15 protein-coding genes and 2 tRNA genes are annotated in these 15,501 nt (G+C 58.2%); 10 read left to right on the top strand and 7 right to left on the bottom strand.

Features of this window, described 5'->3' with window-relative positions:
* Positions 1-149: 149 nt before the first annotated feature.
* The 7 genes from ACTJKV_RS16110 (at position 150) to sufA (ending at position 7,399) form a co-directional block, all read left to right on the top strand.
* Complete coding sequence (locus ACTJKV_RS16110) at positions 150-1,319, top strand: cysteine desulfurase family protein (protein WP_440599079.1); 1,170 nt, start codon at positions 150-152, stop codon at positions 1,317-1,319.
* A 201-nt stretch (positions 1,320-1,520) separates the two neighbouring features.
* Positions 1,521-2,990 (top strand): Fe-S cluster assembly protein SufB, encoded by a 1,470-nt coding sequence (gene sufB, locus ACTJKV_RS16105; RefSeq protein ID WP_062441476.1) that lies wholly within the window; start codon positions 1,521-1,523, stop codon positions 2,988-2,990.
* Positions 2,991-3,170: 180 nt separating this feature from the next.
* Positions 3,171-3,926, top strand: coding sequence for a Fe-S cluster assembly ATPase SufC (sufC, locus tag ACTJKV_RS16100; protein WP_062424300.1), 756 nt, complete (start codon positions 3,171-3,173; stop codon positions 3,924-3,926).
* A 24-nt stretch (positions 3,927-3,950) separates the two neighbouring features.
* Positions 3,951-5,222 (top strand): Fe-S cluster assembly protein SufD, encoded by a 1,272-nt coding sequence (gene sufD, locus ACTJKV_RS16095; RefSeq protein WP_440599078.1) that lies wholly within the window; start codon positions 3,951-3,953, stop codon positions 5,220-5,222.
* A complete protein-coding gene (locus ACTJKV_RS16090) occupies positions 5,215-6,468 on the top strand; it encodes a cysteine desulfurase (RefSeq protein ID WP_111847161.1) in 1,254 nt (417 codons plus the stop codon). The genes sufD and ACTJKV_RS16090 overlap by 8 nt, the downstream gene beginning before the upstream one ends.
* 23 nt (positions 6,469-6,491) lie before the next feature.
* On the top strand, positions 6,492-6,899 hold the full coding sequence (locus ACTJKV_RS16085) for an SUF system Fe-S cluster assembly protein (RefSeq protein WP_082447347.1): 408 nt from the start codon (positions 6,492-6,494) through the stop codon (positions 6,897-6,899).
* Between the two features lie 110 nt (positions 6,900-7,009).
* Entirely contained in the window at positions 7,010-7,399 is a 390-nt protein-coding gene (gene sufA, locus ACTJKV_RS16080; RefSeq protein WP_438370892.1) for a Fe-S cluster assembly scaffold SufA, read from the top strand.
* Between the two features lie 68 nt (positions 7,400-7,467).
* Here the strand turns inward: sufA and ACTJKV_RS16075 are convergent, their stop codons facing one another.
* The 5 genes from ACTJKV_RS16075 to ACTJKV_RS16055 all read right to left on the bottom strand — a co-directional run bounded on the left by ACTJKV_RS16075 (position 7,468) and on the right by ACTJKV_RS16055 (position 12,268).
* Positions 7,468-8,403: an MYG1 family protein gene (locus tag ACTJKV_RS16075; RefSeq protein WP_440599077.1), complete on the bottom strand. Its 936-nt coding sequence runs from the start codon at positions 8,401-8,403 to the stop codon at positions 7,468-7,470.
* 75 nt (positions 8,404-8,478) lie between these two features.
* Positions 8,479-8,961 carry a transcription elongation factor GreA gene (greA, locus tag ACTJKV_RS16070; protein ID WP_440599076.1) on the bottom strand — a complete coding sequence of 161 codons (483 nt, stop codon included), beginning with the start codon at positions 8,959-8,961 and terminating at the stop codon, positions 8,479-8,481.
* 73 nt (positions 8,962-9,034) lie between these two features.
* On the bottom strand, positions 9,035-10,243 hold the full coding sequence (locus ACTJKV_RS16065; RefSeq protein ID WP_440599075.1) for an ABC transporter permease: 1,209 nt from the start codon (positions 10,241-10,243) through the stop codon (positions 9,035-9,037).
* A complete protein-coding gene (locus tag ACTJKV_RS16060) occupies positions 10,233-10,955 on the bottom strand; it encodes an ABC transporter ATP-binding protein (protein WP_062441459.1) in 723 nt (240 codons plus the stop codon). Before ACTJKV_RS16060 ends, ACTJKV_RS16065 begins: the two co-directional genes overlap by 11 nt.
* A 14-nt stretch (positions 10,956-10,969) precedes the next feature.
* A complete protein-coding gene (locus ACTJKV_RS16055) occupies positions 10,970-12,268 on the bottom strand; it encodes an efflux RND transporter periplasmic adaptor subunit (RefSeq protein ID WP_062441456.1) in 1,299 nt (432 codons plus the stop codon).
* A gap of 258 nt (positions 12,269-12,526) precedes the next feature.
* Here ACTJKV_RS16055 and ACTJKV_RS16050 point away from each other — a divergent pair.
* A tRNA-Pro gene (locus ACTJKV_RS16050) sits at positions 12,527-12,603 on the top strand.
* 261 nt (positions 12,604-12,864) lie between these two features.
* On the opposite strand, the gene ACTJKV_RS16045 is transcribed toward ACTJKV_RS16050, so the two are convergent.
* Positions 12,865-13,005, bottom strand: coding sequence for a hypothetical protein (locus ACTJKV_RS16045; protein ID WP_200924757.1), 141 nt, complete (start codon positions 13,003-13,005; stop codon positions 12,865-12,867).
* Positions 13,006-13,349: 344 nt separating this feature from the next.
* Here ACTJKV_RS16045 and ACTJKV_RS16040 point away from each other — a divergent pair, with 344 nt between their 5' ends.
* Positions 13,350-13,655, top strand: coding sequence for an ETC complex I subunit (locus tag ACTJKV_RS16040; RefSeq protein ID WP_062424309.1), 306 nt, complete (start codon positions 13,350-13,352; stop codon positions 13,653-13,655).
* 31 nt (positions 13,656-13,686) lie between these two features.
* Positions 13,687-13,763: transfer RNA gene (locus tag ACTJKV_RS16035), tRNA-Arg, on the top strand.
* A gap of 527 nt (positions 13,764-14,290) precedes the next feature.
* On the opposite strand, the gene ACTJKV_RS16030 is transcribed toward ACTJKV_RS16035, so the two are convergent.
* Complete coding sequence (locus ACTJKV_RS16030; protein WP_440599074.1) at positions 14,291-15,454, bottom strand: M20 aminoacylase family protein; 1,164 nt, start codon at positions 15,452-15,454, stop codon at positions 14,291-14,293.
* Positions 15,455-15,501: the final 47 nt, after the last annotated feature.

Genomic DNA, 15,501 nt, shown 5'->3' with positions numbered 1-15,501 from the left:
TGGTCAGCTTTTCTAAAACCTAGTTTAGAACTGTTCGAAACTTGCGTTCCGTGGCGCTGTTGGTGGTGTCATAAGGCAAGGGTGACGGAAATTTCAAGGAAAATGCGCTTTGAGGCGCGAATGATCGGGATAAAGGCACGATTTGCGCCATGGGCACAGCGGAGCGCACATATCTGGACTGGAATGCGACAGCACCTTTGCTGCCGGCCGTCCGTGATGCGCTTCTCTCTGCTCTCGATCTATCCGGCAATCCGTCGTCTGTTCACAAGGAAGGACGTGCCGTTCGCGCCGCCGTCGAGACTGCGCGTCGTGATGTGGCTGCGCTGGTAGGCGCTGAGGCGTCGCACGTCGTTTTCACCAGCGGTGCGACGGAAGCTGCAAACCTTGTGCTGTGCCCGCACTTTAAAATGGGCCGTTCACCCTTAAATATAAGCCACCTCTACGTATCCGCGATCGAGCATCCGGCAGTTCGCGAGGGCGGAAGGTTTAGTCGGTCCGCAGTCACGGAAGTTCCGGTGACGGAGCAGGGTCTACTCGACATCGAAGCATTGGAAAGCCTGCTTTCGCGACACGACCGGGCACTGGGCCTGCCGATGGTGGCGTTGATGCTGGTCAACAATGAGACAGGCATCATACAGCCAGTAAAAGAGGCGGCGCGGCTCGTTCATGCTGCCGGTGGCTTGCTCGTGGTCGATGCCGTGCAGGCCATTGGGCGCATCCCGGTGGAGATCGAAGCGCTGGACGCAGATTTCCTGATCGTGTCGTCGCACAAGATCGGTGGCCCGAAAGGTGTTGGCGCCCTGGTCTCCCGCGGTGAAGTGATGATGCCTTTGCCGCTGATCCATGGTGGCGGGCAGGAAAAGGGGCATCGGTCTGGTACCGAGAACACGCTCGCAATTCTCGGCTTTGGTGTGGCCGCAAAAGAAGCGGCGCGGATGCAAAAGGCGGAAAGCGCGCGTTTGGCCTCGTTGAGGACCCGGCTGGAAGACGGAATGCGCGTCTCCGCGCCGGATGTCATCATCCACGGTGCGGATGTCGCGCGCGTCGGCAACACGACCTTCTTCACGCTTCCCGGCTTGAAGTCGGAAACCGGGCAGATTGCCTTTGATATCGAAGGTGTTGCTCTCTCCGCAGGTTCAGCCTGCTCTTCGGGCAAAGTCGGAGAGAGCCATGTGCTGACGGCCATGGGGCAGGATCCGAAGCTCGGTGCTCTGCGCATTTCGCTCGGGCACGCGACAACGGTAGATGATATAGAGAAGGCGGTCCGCGCCTTTAGCAAGATTGCAGGACGGCGCAAGCTTTCCGGTCAGGCAGCCTGAGGGCTGGGATAAACTGCGAAATGTCAAAATTTCGCTTGCGGTGCGGTGGGAAAAACGCCAACCCGCTCTTAAATAAACGCATGAAAGCGCTGGCCTCAGATGGCTCCCGCATTTATGTGAAGCGCGAATGAAGGCGGGGGTTCCGTCTTGATACGTTGACAAGCCACCGGACCTTGTATCCGGCGAGATTGGAGAACGACAATGGCAGCGGTTCAGGAAACAATCGATCAGGTTCGCCAGATCGATGTGGACCAGTACAAATACGGTTTCGAAACCGAGATCGAAGTCGACAAGGCGCCTAAGGGTCTGTCGGAAGAGGTTATCCGGTTCATTTCCGCCAAGAAGCAGGAGCCGGAGTGGCTGCTCCAATGGCGCCTCGACGCTTATCAGCGCTGGTTGACGATGGAAGAGCCCACCTGGGCGCGCGTCAATTATCCAAAGATCGACTTTAACGACCTTTATTACTACGCGGCTCCAAAGAGCACGCCAGGGCCCAAGTCGCTTGAAGATGTCGATCCTGAACTGTTGAAGGTTTATGAGAAGCTCGGTATTCCGCTGAAGGAACAGGAAATCCTGGCCGGCGTCGAGAACCGTCGCGTGGCCGTGGATGCCGTGTTTGACTCGGTTTCCGTCGTTACGACCTTCAAGGAAGAACTGAAGAAGGCGGGCGTGATCTTCATGTCCATCTCGGAAGCTGTTCGTGAGCATCCCGAACTGGTGAAAAAGTATCTCGGCTCCGTCGTTCCGACGACCGACAACTTTTATGCCACCCTGAACTCGGCGGTCTTTACAGACGGTTCATTCGTTTTCATTCCGAAGGGTGTGCGTTGCCCGATGGAGCTTTCCACCTATTTCCGCATCAATGAGAAGAACACGGGCCAGTTCGAGCGCACGCTGATCATTGCGGAAGAAGGCGCCTACGTTTCCTATCTGGAAGGCTGCACCGCACCGCAGCGCGATGAAAACCAGCTTCACGCCGCTGTTGTCGAACTCGTTGCGCTCGACGATGCCGAGATCAAGTACTCCACCGTCCAAAACTGGTATCCGGGCGACAAGGAAGGCAAGGGCGGCATCTACAACTTCGTGACCAAGCGCGGCGATTGCCGCGGTCATCGCTCGAAAATCTCCTGGACGCAGGTCGAAACAGGTTCTGCCATCACGTGGAAGTACCCATCCTGCATTTTGCGTGGTGATGACAGCCGCGGCGAGTTCTACTCGATCGCTGTCTCCAACGGTTACCAGCAGGTCGATTCCGGCACCAAGATGATCCATCTCGGCAAGAACACGTCGAGCCGTATCATCGCCAAGGGTATCGCAGCAGGCTTCTCGGAAAACGTCTATCGCGGTCAGGTCTCGGCCCATCGCAAGGCGACCAATGCGCGCAATTTCACGCAGTGCGACAGCCTTCTGATTGGCGACAAGTGCGGGGCGCATACCGTGCCTTACATCGAAGCAAAGAATGCCTCGGCGCATTTCGAGCATGAAGCAACGACATCCAAGATTTCCGAGGATCAGCTGTTCTACTGCTTGCAGCGTGGCATTCCCGAAGAAGCCGCGATCGCGTTGATCGTCAACGGCTTCGTCAGGGACGTCATTCAGGAACTGCCGATGGAATTTGCTGTCGAAGCGCAGAAGCTGATTGGCATCTCGCTGGAAGGTAGCGTCGGCTAAGGCCTTGCTCCGCGTCATCCTCGGGCTTGACCCGAGGATCCACTGACGCGGCGTCGCATATCGAATTGACCGGTTGGATCCTCGGGTCAAGCCCGAGGATGACGGATGTGAGAATTGAGAACGGCCTGCACCGGCCTCTGAGGCGGTCCTTGAAGCCGCACTACGAACAGGAATTGAAACATGCTTGAAATCATCGACCTGCACGCAAAGATCGCCGATACCGAAACCGAGATCATCAAGGGTCTGAACCTGAAGGTTGCCGCTGGCGAAGTCGCCGCCATCATGGGTCCTAACGGCTCCGGCAAGTCCACGCTGTCCTACATCCTTTCCGGCCGCGAAGACTATGAAGTGACCTCCGGCGACATCCTCTACAATGGCGAGAGCATTCTGGAGCTGGACGCTGCCGAACGTGCTGCCAAGGGTATCTTCCTCGCCTTCCAGTATCCGGTCGAAATTCCAGGCGTTGCGACCATGCAGTTCCTGAAGGTTGCGATGAACGAGCAGCGCAAAGCACGCGGCGAAGCTGAACTTACAACGCCTGACTTCATCAAGAAGGTGAAGGAAGCGGCAGGCGATCTGAAGATCGACATGGACATGCTGAAGCGTCCGCTCAATGTCGGCTTCTCCGGCGGTGAGAAGAAGCGCGCGGAAATCCTGCAGATGGCCCTGCTTGAGCCGAAGCTCTGCGTTCTGGACGAGACGGACTCCGGTCTCGACATTGATGCGCTGAAGATCGTTGCCGATGGCGTCAACGCATTGAAGTCGCCGGATCGTGCGACCGTCGTCATCACCCACTATCAGCGCCTGCTCGATTACATCGTGCCGGACAGCGTCCATGTTCTTTATAAGGGCAAGATCATCCGTTCGGGCGACAAGGCACTGGCGCTGGAACTGGAAAACAATGGTTACGCCGACATCATCGGTGAAGCGGCCTAATCAACGGGCCAGGAGACCATGTCCATGAATATTCAAACGACAAACCGGCTGACACCTGCGGAAACCGCACTGGTAGAAGCCTTCACGGCCAAGTTCACCGAGCTTCCCGGCAATGGCGATGTCGTTGCTGCGCGCGACGTGCTGTTCGACGACCTGAAGACCGCCGGTCTTCCGACGCGCCGCATCGAAGCCTGGCACTATACCGATATGAAAACCCTGCTGCGCAGCATCCCCGAGGATGCCTCTGCGCCGGTGATCGAGAAGCGTGATTCAGCCGTTGCCGGATCGCAGGTTGCCTATCTACGCCACGGCAAGTCGGCAGATACCGAGATCGTCGATTTCGAAGTCGCAAGCTTTGCCGAAAGCCTCCTGGATGGCACGGCTGCCGGATCGCTCGTGGCGGCTGACAAGGACGACATGATCGGCCGCCTGAATGGCAGCTTCGTGCGCGATGGTTACTCGGTAACCGTGCCGGATGAGGCCCAGATCGAGCGTCCGCTCGAGCTTCAGGTGATCCATGGCGCCGGGCAGGTTCACACCCGTTCGCCAGTTCGCTTCGGCAAGGGCTCCAAGGCCACGATTATCGAGCGTCATCTGTCGGTTGCGGCGGAAGCAGCACTCGTCACGCATGTCACCGATCTTGAGGTTCAGGACGGGGCGGAAGCCACCTATATCCTTTTGCAGCAGCAGGGTGCGGCCGATACGCATCTGGCTCAATTGCGCATCAAGCTTGGCGCAGACGCCAATCTTCGTCTCTTCATCATCAATGCAGGCGGCAAGCTCGTGCGCCAGGAATTGCGCATTGATGTGGAAGGTGAGGGCACCGATCTCTCCGTGCGCGGCGTCAACCTGCTGGGTGGCGAAACCCATACGGATGTGACGATGGTTCTCGGCCACAACGTGCCGAACACGACCTCGACGGAAATCTTCCGAAACGTCGTCTTCGATCGTGCCAAGGGTATCTTCCAGGGTATGATCCGGGTCGCGCCCGATGCCCAGAAGACAGACGCCAAGATGGCCTGCAACACCCTGCTGATGTCCGACGATGGCGAGTTTTCGGCAAAGCCTGAACTTGAAATCTTCGCTGACGACGTTCAGTGCGGCCATGGCGCAACGGTTGCCGATATCAGCGACGAACACCTTTATTACCTGATGGCGCGTGGCGTACCGCGGGCGAAGGCGCGTGCCATGCTGGTGAACGCATTCGTCGCGGCAATCGTCGAAGAGTTGGAAGACGACAATCTGGTAGAGGCGCTGGAAGGTATCATCTCCAGCTGGCTGGAAGATCATGCCTGATAACAGCGAACGCGCCGTCAAAGCGGCTCCCTACGATGTCGAGGCCGTGCGCAAGGATTTTCCAATCCTTTCGCGTGAGGTCTATGGCAAGCCGCTTGTCTACCTGGACAATGGCGCGTCCGCGCAGAAGCCGCAGGTGGTCATCGATGCGGTGTCGCATGCCTATTCCGACGAATATGCCAATGTGCATCGCGGCCTGCATTTTCTCTCCAATGCGGCAACAGATGCCTATGAAGCATCGCGCGAAAAGGTGCGGCGCTTTTTGAATGCCGGTTCGGTGGATGAAATCGTCTTCACCAAGTCCTCCACCGAGGCGATCAACACGGTCGCCTATGGCTACGGCATGCCGAAGATCGGCGAGGGCGATGAGATCGTCCTCTCGATCATGGAGCACCACTCCAATATCGTGCCTTGGCATTTTATCCGTGAGCGGCAGGGTGCCAAGCTCGTCTGGGTGCCGGTGGATGACGAAGGCGCGTTTCATATCGAGGCGTTCGAAAAAAGCCTGACGGAGCGCACCAAGCTCGTCGCCATCACCCATATGTCCAACGCGCTCGGCACTATCGTGCCGGTCAAGGAAATTTGCCGCATTGCCCACGAGCGCGGGATTCCCGTGCTGATTGATGGCAGCCAGGGTGCGGTTCACATGCCGGTCGATGTCCGCGATATCGATTGCGACTGGTACGTGATGACGGGCCATAAGCTCTATGGCCCATCGGGTATCGGCGTTCTCTACGGCAAGGCCGACCGGTTGAAAGAGATGCGTCCCTTCCAGGGCGGCGGGGAAATGATTCTCGACGTCTCTGAGGACGAGATCACCTATAACGAGCCGCCGCATCGTTTCGAGGCGGGCACGCCGCCGATCGTCCAGGCGATCGGTCTCGGCTACGCGCTGGACTATATGGACAATCTCGGACGCGCGGCGATCGCTGCACATGAGGCGGATCTTGCCGCCTATGCCACCGAACGTCTGCGTGACATCAACTCTCTGCGCATCATTGGCAATGCGCCGGGGAAGGGTGGCATCTTCTCCTTTGAGCTTGAAGGCATCCATGCCCATGATGTCTCGATGGTCATCGACCGCCGCGGCGTCGCCGTGCGCGCCGGTACACATTGCGCCATGCCACTCTTGAAACGCTTCGGCGTGACCTCCACATGCCGAGCATCATTCGGGCTTTACAATACCCGCGCGGAAGTGGATGCGCTGGCCGAAGCACTCGATTACGCCCGCAAATTTTTCGCCTGACATCGGAATTGAGGATCAGGATCATGAGCACCGATACGACCGAACAGCTGCAGGATCTGGCACAATCGCCTGCAGAAGAGGCTGTGCAAGCCCCTGCCAAGACCTCCAGCATCGCCCCGGATGAGCTGGCGCGGCTCAGCGACGACGTCGTCGCCGCGCTGAAGACCGTCTACGACCCGGAAATTCCCGCCGATATCTTCGAGCTTGGTCTCATATACAAGATTGACATCGAAGACGACCGGATGGTCAAGATCGTCATGACGCTGACTGCACCCGGTTGCCCCGTTGCCGGAGAAATGCCGGGCTGGGTGGAAAATGCGGTTGGCGCCGTCGAGGGCGTATCCGGGGTGACGGTTGAAATGACCTTCGATCCGCCATGGACGCCGGATCGCATGTCGGAAGAAGCGCAGGTTGCGGTTGGCTGGTACTGAGCGGCGTCGATTGCACAATCGACAACACTTGATACCGTCTCGACGCAGGACTAGATTTAAGTCCATAAACATCGGGCCTTGAACCCGACTGTCGAAGGAGTGATGAGCCCATGGGCTTTGCAGTGATGACAATGACGGAGGCTGCGGCCTCTCGCGTCAAGGCGATCGTCGATAATTCCGGCGCCGAGGCCAAGGGCGTGCGCGTCGGGATCAAGAAGGGCGGCTGCGCCGGGATGGAATATACCATCGATCTCGTGACCGAGCCTGATTCCAAGGACGACCTGATCGAGCATGGTGGTGCAAAGGTCTGGATCCAGCCTTCCGCCGTGCTCTACCTGCTTGGCACGCAGATGGATTTTGAAGTCACCAAGATGCGCTCCGGCTTTACCTTCAACAATCCGAACCAGACATCGGCATGCGGCTGCGGCGAGTCCGTCGAACTGAAGGCCGCAGATCTTGCCATGCTCGCCAAGCAGCGTGAGGCTGAGGCTAGCGTCTGAGAAATGCCTGTTGGCATTGCGGTGCTTGTTCCCAAGCACCGCACCGGTTCATTTTCTACAAAAGATATTCAAGCAGATGTCCGCTCTACTAGGGCTTCCTGTGTGGCGATTTCCGCCATCGTCATTGCCGCTTCGCGCGTCTTTGCAGCCGCGATAAAGCGACCATTGTGACAGAAGGTTGCGCCTTCAACGCCGCTCGCCTGTTCCAGATCGCCATTGGTCAAGCCAGCCCAAGAGACCGGCAGATCGGCGCGAAGCTCGAAGCCTTCTTCCGCGCGGCGGATGCCTGTGACGCACCAGTCCTTGTCACGGGGATGAACGACGAAGAGCAGATGATCCGCACCGGCCTTGACGATCGCTGGTCTGAAAGGCATGCCGATCGGCAATTCCAGGATACGGCTTTCGCCGGTGCGCTCTATGGCTTTGAGAACGAGCGTTTCCGCTCGCAGCTTTGCGGCCTTCTTCTCGATGCCGGCTTCGACAAATGCGCGAGCAATCGCAAGCGCGCTCTGGAAGGCTGCGTCGTCAGCACCTGGTTCACGGTTGTCGAATGAAGGTTTCAAGGTTTCCAAAAGAGACGGCAAGGTGAGACCGGCAAGCTCGCCGGCAATGGCCGGGCTCAGCGCCCCATTGTCGGTAAGGTCGATCGGTAGCACAAAGTTCTTGTCGAAAGACGCGTGGACGTTTTCAATATCGGAGCCAGCAACGCCAAGCGCGGTGAGATAATCTCGACCGTAATGTTTCCACACAAGGCCAAAAGAGCTGTAGGGCTGACCATCGTCACGCAGCGGCGCGCCGCGCTGGTGGTGATCGAAAATCTGCGCCTCGGCATCATAGGCCCCGCCAACATCATAGATAATCCGGTCTTGCGCAGGGGTGATCCACTCCGGCGCGCGGCTGCGAACGATCTTGGCCGTCGGATAAAGCCGGGTGAGAATGACGCTGGAGAGCAATTCATCGGCATGGAAGCCGCCGGAATGAGTGACGAGGAATTCCACCGCCATGGCGCAGTAAACCTTTTGCTGAAAGTCAAGTAACCGGGCAGTTACCCGTTATTTCGACCTGCTGCAACTGGCGGCTCATTGAATGGCTGTAATTTCCAACTCTTGCTCGCCGACCGTGACAATATCACCAACGACCTTGCCGTTGAGAGCGCGAGCGACGGGGGAAACATAGGAAATGGACCCGGCCTTCGGGTCGGCCTCATCTTCGCCGACTATACGGTAGGATTGCACGCGGCCATCTTCACGCGTGAAGGTGACGGTACTTCCGAAGGAGACGACATCGTTCGTCTCGGGTGCGGGCATAACCTGCGCGGTGCGCAGCCGCTCCGCCAGATAGCGGATATCGCGCAGATGTGGCGCGATCTGGCGCCGGCGTTCGTTCACGTCCTCCACCGCATTGGCGATCTCATACGCGGCGCGGGCAGCTTTCATCTGTTCTTCAAGGAGCTTGAGACCTGCTTCGGTAACGAGGTTGGGATGTTGTGAGACAGGGCGATCCGGCAGCTGGGTTTCCGCTGCAGTTTCCGCACTCTCTTCTTTCACAAACGCAACGCTCACGGTCCGACTCCCTCAATTCTTGCTTGTTTTCATATGGGGAGCGCAGGGCGCTTCAGCAAGTTCGGCAGCCCCGTTACTCGTGGCGCAATGCCTCGATAGGGCTGAGGCTTGCGGCACGGCGAGCCGGGAAATAGCCGAACACCACGCCGATGGCGGCCGAGAAGGCGAAGGCGACCGCGATGATCACCGGGCTGGTGACGAAGGGCACCCCCAGGAAGCTGACGACCGCATAGGCCAGGCCAAGGCCCGTCAAAATCCCCGCGGTCCCACCGAAGGCCGAAAGCATGACGGCCTCGACGAGGAACTGTGTCAGAACCTGCTTTTCCTGAGCGCCGATGGCAAGCCGGATGCCGATCTCGCGCGTTCGTTCCGTCACCGACACCAGCATGATGTTCATGATGCCGATCCCGCCCACCAGAAGACTGACGGCGGCGACAGCGCCGAGCAACCCCGTCAAAAGGGTGGTGGTACCGGTCATGGCAGACGCGATCTGCGCCATGTCGTTGACAGTGAAATCGTCCTGGCGGCCAAGCCCGATGCGCCGACGCTCGCGCAGCAGATTTTCCAGGTCGGACTGCACTTTTGCAGTCGAGACTCCATCCTGGGCGGAGACCATGATGGAGGAAATCGTCGTCGTGCCGCCAATGCGGCGCTGATGGATTTTCAGCGGCATGATCACGGTGTCATCCTGATCATCGCCGAGACCTGATTGCCCCTTGCGCGCCAGAACAGCGATGACCGGGCAGGAGATGTTGCTGACACGGATCGTCTGGCCTACCGGATCGGACGATCCAAACAGCTCCTGTCGAACGGTTTCACCGATGATGCAGCCGATCTGTCCACCACGGTCTTCAGCGGGCAGAAACTCGCGGCCCAGCGCTATCGTCCAGTCCTGCGCGATCAGATAGTCGTTGGTGGTGCCCACGACGCTTGTCTGGTGGTTCTTGCCGCCATAAATGACCGTTGCCGCAGATGACCGGTTCAACGGCGCGACAGCCCGCACACCGCTGATCTGGTCGCGGATCGCCTGCACGTCGCTATCAGTGAAGCGTTTGGCATCGACACTGGCGCGACCGGGGCCGAATTGTCCAGGCCTGACGAAAAGCATGTTGGTGCCGAGGCGAGAAAGCTCGGACTTTACCTGTTCCGTCGTGCCGTTGCCGATGGTGACCATGGCGATGACCGCTGCCACACCGATAACGACGCCGAGCACGGTGAGGAAGGAGCGCAGCATGTTGCGGCTGATGGCGCGCATGGCGAGCCTGACGGTCTCAAAGAACATCGGTGGCCTCCATTCCATGCTTGACGGCGCTGTCCGAACCTAGACGGCCATCGACGAAGCGCAGCAGGCGCTTGGCGTGGGCGGCGATATCTTCTTCATGGGTCACCATCACGACGGTGATGCCGCGATCGCGATTGAGCGAGGTGATCAGGTCCATGATCTCGATGCTGGTTTTGGTGTCGAGATTGCCTGTCGGCTCGTCGGCAAGAAGTAAGGCCGGCTTGGTGACGATGGCACGGGCAATTGCCACGCGCTGCTGCTGCCCGCCGGACAACTCCTGCGTGGTATGGTGTTCACGCCCCTTCAGCCCGACCTGCGCCAGGGCTTCCATGGCGAGCGCGCGCCGCTCTGCTGATTTCATGCCGCGATAGATCAAAGGCAGTTCGACATTCTCGACAGCCGAGGTGCGCGACAGCAGGTTGAAGCCTTGAAAGACAAAACCCAGCATGTGGCGGCGAAGCAGCGTCAGGTGCTCATTGTCAAAGCCGCTGGTGGGCACGCCCTGAAACAGATATTCTCCCGATGTGGGCGTATCCAGGCAGCCGATGATGTTCATTGAAGTGGACTTGCCGGAGCCGGATGGTCCCATGATGGCAACGAAGTCGTGTTCATTGATAGACAGGCTGACGCCGTCCAGCGCCCGAATGGCCGCTTCGCCTTTGCCATATTGCTTCACGACATCGCGGAATTCGATCAGAGGCGGTGCGCTCATGCTTCCATTCCCGCCTAGCTGCTGCGTTGGGTTGCGTCGGTGATCACCTGGTCGCCGGGCTTCAACTCGTCCGAGGTCACGGCGGTGAACTGGCCGTCGGTGGAGCCCGTCTGGACCGATACGCTGACAGGCGTGCCGTTGCGCAGAACCCAAACCTGACGCTTGCCCGCCGCTGCCTGCTCGGCGCCGCTGCCGCGCGAGCGGTTCATGCGTGGAGGGCGGAAAAGGCCCATCAGGCCGCCGCCGCGCGAAGCGTTCTCCCGCGGTGGGGTGTAACGCAAGGCGGCGTTGGGCACGAGCAACGCATCTTTCACATGTTCTACCACGATATTTGCGGTCGCCGTCATGCCAGGGCGCAGCAGGAGTTCGGCATTATCCACCGTCAGAATACCCTTGTAGGTCACGACGTTGGAGACGGTTTCTGACGCAAAACGAACGGTTTCGATTTTCGCCGGGAAGCGTCGCTCTGGATAGGCATCCACATTGAAGGTGGCCTCCTGACCAGCCTCTACCTTGCCGACATCCGCCTCATCGATCGAGACCTGAAGCTCCATGCGGCGCAGATCGCCGGCGATGGTGAAAAGCACCGGCGCGTTCAAGGACGATGCCACGGTCGCACCGGGATCGACATCGCGCGTCAGGATCACGCCATCGATCGGAGACACAATCTTCGCCTTGCTGAGATTGACTTCCGCAAGCCGCAGATCCGCCTCGGATGAAAGCACCGTCGCTTCATTGACCTCCAGCGTTGCCGCAGCCGCATCGCGGTTGAACTGCGCCGCATCAAGATCCTGCTGACTGGAGACGCGGTTCTGCACCAGCGATCTCAGCCGCTCCAGCGATGTGTTGGCCGAGCCGAGATCGGCTTTCGCTTTTGCGACATTGGCTCTGGCGGAGGCAAGCTTGGCGCGCGCGCTCTGCACATCGGCCTCAAGTTTGTTGGTGTCGAGTTCAGCCAGAATGTCGCCCGCTTTCACCGGACTGTTGAAGGTGACGTTGACCTTGCGGATCGTGCCGGAGAGCTCGCTCGATATATCCACCTGGTCGGTGGGCTGCACCGAACCGGTGGAGGTAACAATGACGGAGAGATCGCCGCGCTTTGCTTCCTGCGTCGTGTAGGTGTAGGCGACCCGAGCACCGGCAAAGGCAAAATAGTAGGTCGCCGCGCCAGCAATCATCAGCAGCGCGAGAATGATATAGAGCGAACGCCTGGATTTCTTTTTTCCGGTTTTCGAAGACACCAGAATGTCGCGAAGATCGGGCTTCGCTTCCTGGCTGGTCGTTTTCTCGCTACTGGCGTCCAAGTGGTTCATTCCCATTGTCTGAGAGATTGCAGTAGTTATGCCTTGATAGGTGGCTATCTGAGGAAGCTACTGCAACTGCTAAAATACGACTGCTGGATCGCACGGCTGGAAGGGTGGGTGAAGTGAAAACTTCGTAATCTTCCCGCCACCTGCATCCCATCCCACAGTCAGGGACCCCGGAGCCGATTGAGAAAAAACAAACGAAAAGGTGATTTTAGCTGTTGCAGGGTCTGCGGTAACCGTGTATCTCCCCGCTCACGACATCGGCGGAGTGTAGCGCAGTCTGGTAGCGCATCTGGTTTGGGACCAGAGGGTCGGGAGTTCGAATCTCTCCACTCCGACCATTCGACAAATAATCGATTTGTCTTAACTTTATAATTCCCCATTCAAAGTTGAAATTGCTCTGGTAAGCGTGTGAGAAAGTTAAGCGTTTTCTGTTGCGCTTGCTGTTTTCACTGTGATCGACGTCTCGCAATGTGACGTCGAGGCGCCGATGGATTGCGTTTTGCGGTGTTGTCTAAAGCCTTGGTAATGTCCCTTGCCTCTGACCGCTCTCCTCCTGGACGATGGGCGGGCTCTTGCCGCGCGCCTTGAAGCCTTAAGCCTCATACTCCGTATTGGAAGTGCACCCAGATCAAAACACAGAGCGCGATGCCGCCGATAATAACTGCGAGCAGCTTGCTCTGGCCGGGACGGGGCTTCTTCGGCGGTTGTGGCTTGCGAAACTTGATGACGTTATCGCTCATGATGCGTGTCTCCTCGTAGTTGTCGCGATAGAATATGCTTCGCGCGTCTCATTCAAGCGTGGCTTTCGCTTTTTCTGTTGGTTAAGGCTCTCATGTTTCGTAGAGCGCTGGTCTCCTCGCGGAGGTATAGCGGAGGCTCTATCGTCTTTGAACCGAGGCATCGTGCTTTCGGAAAATCGGTTAGGATTTTCAGGCCGATGCTGTAGCATCTACAAAGCAAGCGGCTTGACTTCGCGCAGGAGTCAGTCCAAGTGAAATTCTGATGCCGACCGTAATAAACTGGTTACGGGAAGCCGCGTAGAAAGAGCGTCATCGCGCTTGATCGCAAGACTGGAGCAGTTGAAATGTCTGCAAAAATTTATCGTCCGGCAAAGACCGCCATGCAGTCCGGCAAGGCCAAGACGAATATCTGGGTGCTGGAATTCGACGCCGAAGTTCCGCGCAAGATCGATCCGATCATGGGCTACACGTCCTCGTCGGACATGAAGCAGCAGGTCAAGCTCAATTTCGACACACAGGAACAGGCCGAAGCCTATGCACAGCGCAAGGGCATCGAGTACCGCGTGATCCAGCCTAAGGAAGCTGAGCGCCAGACGGTTTCCTACACGGACAACTTCCGCTATACGCGCACGCAGCCTTGGACACACTAACCGTTTTCGGCGCCACCACGGCGCCGCGAGTGGCCCCTTAGCTCAACTGGATAGAGCAACTGCCTTCTAAGCAGTAGGTCGCAGGTTCGAGTCCTGCAGGGGTCGCCATTTTGCTACTGTGCAGACTGAATACATGTAGCACTCCGTAACTCTGACACTCACATTACATTTGTCGATCACCAAGGCGATAGAGATCGCTAATTAAGCTTGTCTTAAGCTATTGAATTCTCAGGATTATGGTGTCCACGAGAGGATTCGAACCTCCGACCCCAGGATTCATACCACTTCGGCTTTCGCCGCCGTCCCGCCGTTAGGTGGGCGCGTTCGTGGTCTGGACTGTCCCTTCACCATGGGCGTAAACGCCTTTAGGTGCTGCCCATCCAGTCTCTACACCTTCAACGGATTTCTCCGAAGCTTGGCTCGGGATTGGCATGCTGGAAGCCCAGCGAAGCGTTCCCCGACTTTGAGCAGATCGATCGCGTCGTTTCCGGGCGCGACCCCCAATTTCACTTAGGAATCCTGTGCTCTATCCTGCTGAGCTACGTGGACACACAATGGCGCTTTTAAACCACTGGTCTTTCAGGATCAACCGCGTTCTGAGGCACATTTGTGATGTGCCCAGAAATTTTGAGACATCACCCCTGCAGCCGCTGCTCCGCAAGCTTCACCCAGTAGGAAATGCCATAGGCAAGCGCCTCGTCGTTGAAGTCGTAGCTTGGGTTATGCAGTCCTGCTGTGTCGCCATTGCCGATGAAGATGAAGGCACCGGGGCGCTCCTTCAGCATGTAGGAGAAATCCTCGCCCGCCATGGAAGGATCGACATCGGCATCGACATTATTGGCGCCGACCACGTCGCGGGCAATTTCGGCTGCATAGTCGGTCTCTGCGGGATGGTTGACGGTTATGGGACAGTAGCGGTGATACTCCGCTTCCGCTTCAGCGCCGTTGGCAAGAGCGATGCCTTCGGCAATCTGGCGGATCCGCGTTTCCGCCATGTCGCGCACATCTTCATCGAGTGTCCGCACCGTGCCGGCGATCAGCGCCTCGTTGGGAATGATGTTGTGGCTGGTGCCGGCCTGGAAGCGGGTGACCGAAACGACGATCGAGCGCAGGGGATCGGCATTGCGGGATGCGATCAATTGTAGATTGGTGACGATCTGCGCGCCGATGGCGATCGGATCTGCGGTGCGGTGAGGCTGAGCGGCATGGCCACCACGGCCTTTGACGGTGATGGTGAACTTGTCTGGCGCGGCCATGATGCCGCCCTTGCGAATAGCGAACTGGCCAAGCGGAATGCCCGGCATGTTGTGCATGCCATAGACCTCGTCTACCCCGAAACGATCCATCAACCGGTCTTCCACCATGGCGAGCGCGCCAGCGCCACCTTCTTCGGCAGGCTGGAAGATGACCACCACCGAGCCGTCGAAGTTGCGGGTCTCGCAAAGATATTTGGCGGCACCCAGCAGCATGGCCATATGTCCATCATGGCCGCAGGCGTGCATGTTGCCGGGCGTGAGAGAGGCCCAGGGCTTTCCGGTTTCCTCAAGGATCGGCAGGGCATCCATATCGGAGCGGAGGCCGATCGTTCGGCCGTTCCTGCTGCGGCCGTGGATGACGCCAACAACGCCGGTGCGGCCGATGCCATTGACGATTTCGTCGACCCCGAACTCGGTCAGCTTCTCGGTGACAAAGCGCGCGGTCTCCTCCACATCATAGAGAATTTCCGGGTTCTGATGAAGATGGCGGCGCCATTGCGTCGCTTCTTCCTGCAACTCGGCGGCTCTATTCAAGATGGGCATTCTCTTGGGTCCTGACTTTAGAAAAACGGCATGCGTGAATCGTGCTT

It is taken from the genome of Agrobacterium sp. 22117, assembly GCF_052045735.1.
GTDB classification, from domain to species: domain Bacteria; phylum Pseudomonadota; class Alphaproteobacteria; order Rhizobiales; family Rhizobiaceae; genus Agrobacterium; species Agrobacterium cavarae.
The sequence above is the reverse complement of the archived record's forward strand: the minus strand, read 5'-3'. Positions and strand labels throughout refer to the sequence as shown.

Excerpts from the sequence above, each read along its gene's own strand:
- ACTJKV_RS16085 (WP_082447347.1), top strand. The coding sequence starts at position 6,492 with ATGAGCACCGATACGACCGAACAGCTGCAGGATCTGGCACAATCGCCT.
- ACTJKV_RS16090 (WP_111847161.1), top strand. The coding sequence starts at position 5,215 with ATGCCTGATAACAGCGAACGCGCCGTCAAAGCGGCTCCCTACGATGTC.
- ACTJKV_RS16060 (WP_062441459.1), bottom strand. The coding sequence starts at position 10,955 with ATGAGCGCACCGCCTCTGATCGAATTCCGCGATGTCGTGAAGCAATAT.
- sufC (WP_062424300.1), top strand. The coding sequence starts at position 3,171 with ATGCTTGAAATCATCGACCTGCACGCAAAGATCGCCGATACCGAAACC.
- ACTJKV_RS16055 (WP_062441456.1), bottom strand. The coding sequence starts at position 12,268 with ATGAACCACTTGGACGCCAGTAGCGAGAAAACGACCAGCCAGGAAGCG.
- sufD (WP_440599078.1), top strand. The coding sequence starts at position 3,951 with ATGAATATTCAAACGACAAACCGGCTGACACCTGCGGAAACCGCACTG.
- ACTJKV_RS16075 (WP_440599077.1), bottom strand. The coding sequence starts at position 8,403 with ATGGCGGTGGAATTCCTCGTCACTCATTCCGGCGGCTTCCATGCCGAT.
- ACTJKV_RS16065 (WP_440599075.1), bottom strand. The coding sequence starts at position 10,243 with ATGTTCTTTGAGACCGTCAGGCTCGCCATGCGCGCCATCAGCCGCAAC.
- ACTJKV_RS16045 (WP_200924757.1), bottom strand. The coding sequence starts at position 13,005 with ATGAGCGATAACGTCATCAAGTTTCGCAAGCCACAACCGCCGAAGAAG.
- sufA (WP_438370892.1), top strand. The coding sequence starts at position 7,010 with ATGGGCTTTGCAGTGATGACAATGACGGAGGCTGCGGCCTCTCGCGTC.
- ACTJKV_RS16040 (WP_062424309.1), top strand. The coding sequence starts at position 13,350 with ATGTCTGCAAAAATTTATCGTCCGGCAAAGACCGCCATGCAGTCCGGC.
- ACTJKV_RS16110 (WP_440599079.1), top strand. The coding sequence starts at position 150 with ATGGGCACAGCGGAGCGCACATATCTGGACTGGAATGCGACAGCACCT.
- ACTJKV_RS16030 (WP_440599074.1), bottom strand. The coding sequence starts at position 15,454 with ATGCCCATCTTGAATAGAGCCGCCGAGTTGCAGGAAGAAGCGACGCAA.
- sufB (WP_062441476.1), top strand. The coding sequence starts at position 1,521 with ATGGCAGCGGTTCAGGAAACAATCGATCAGGTTCGCCAGATCGATGTG.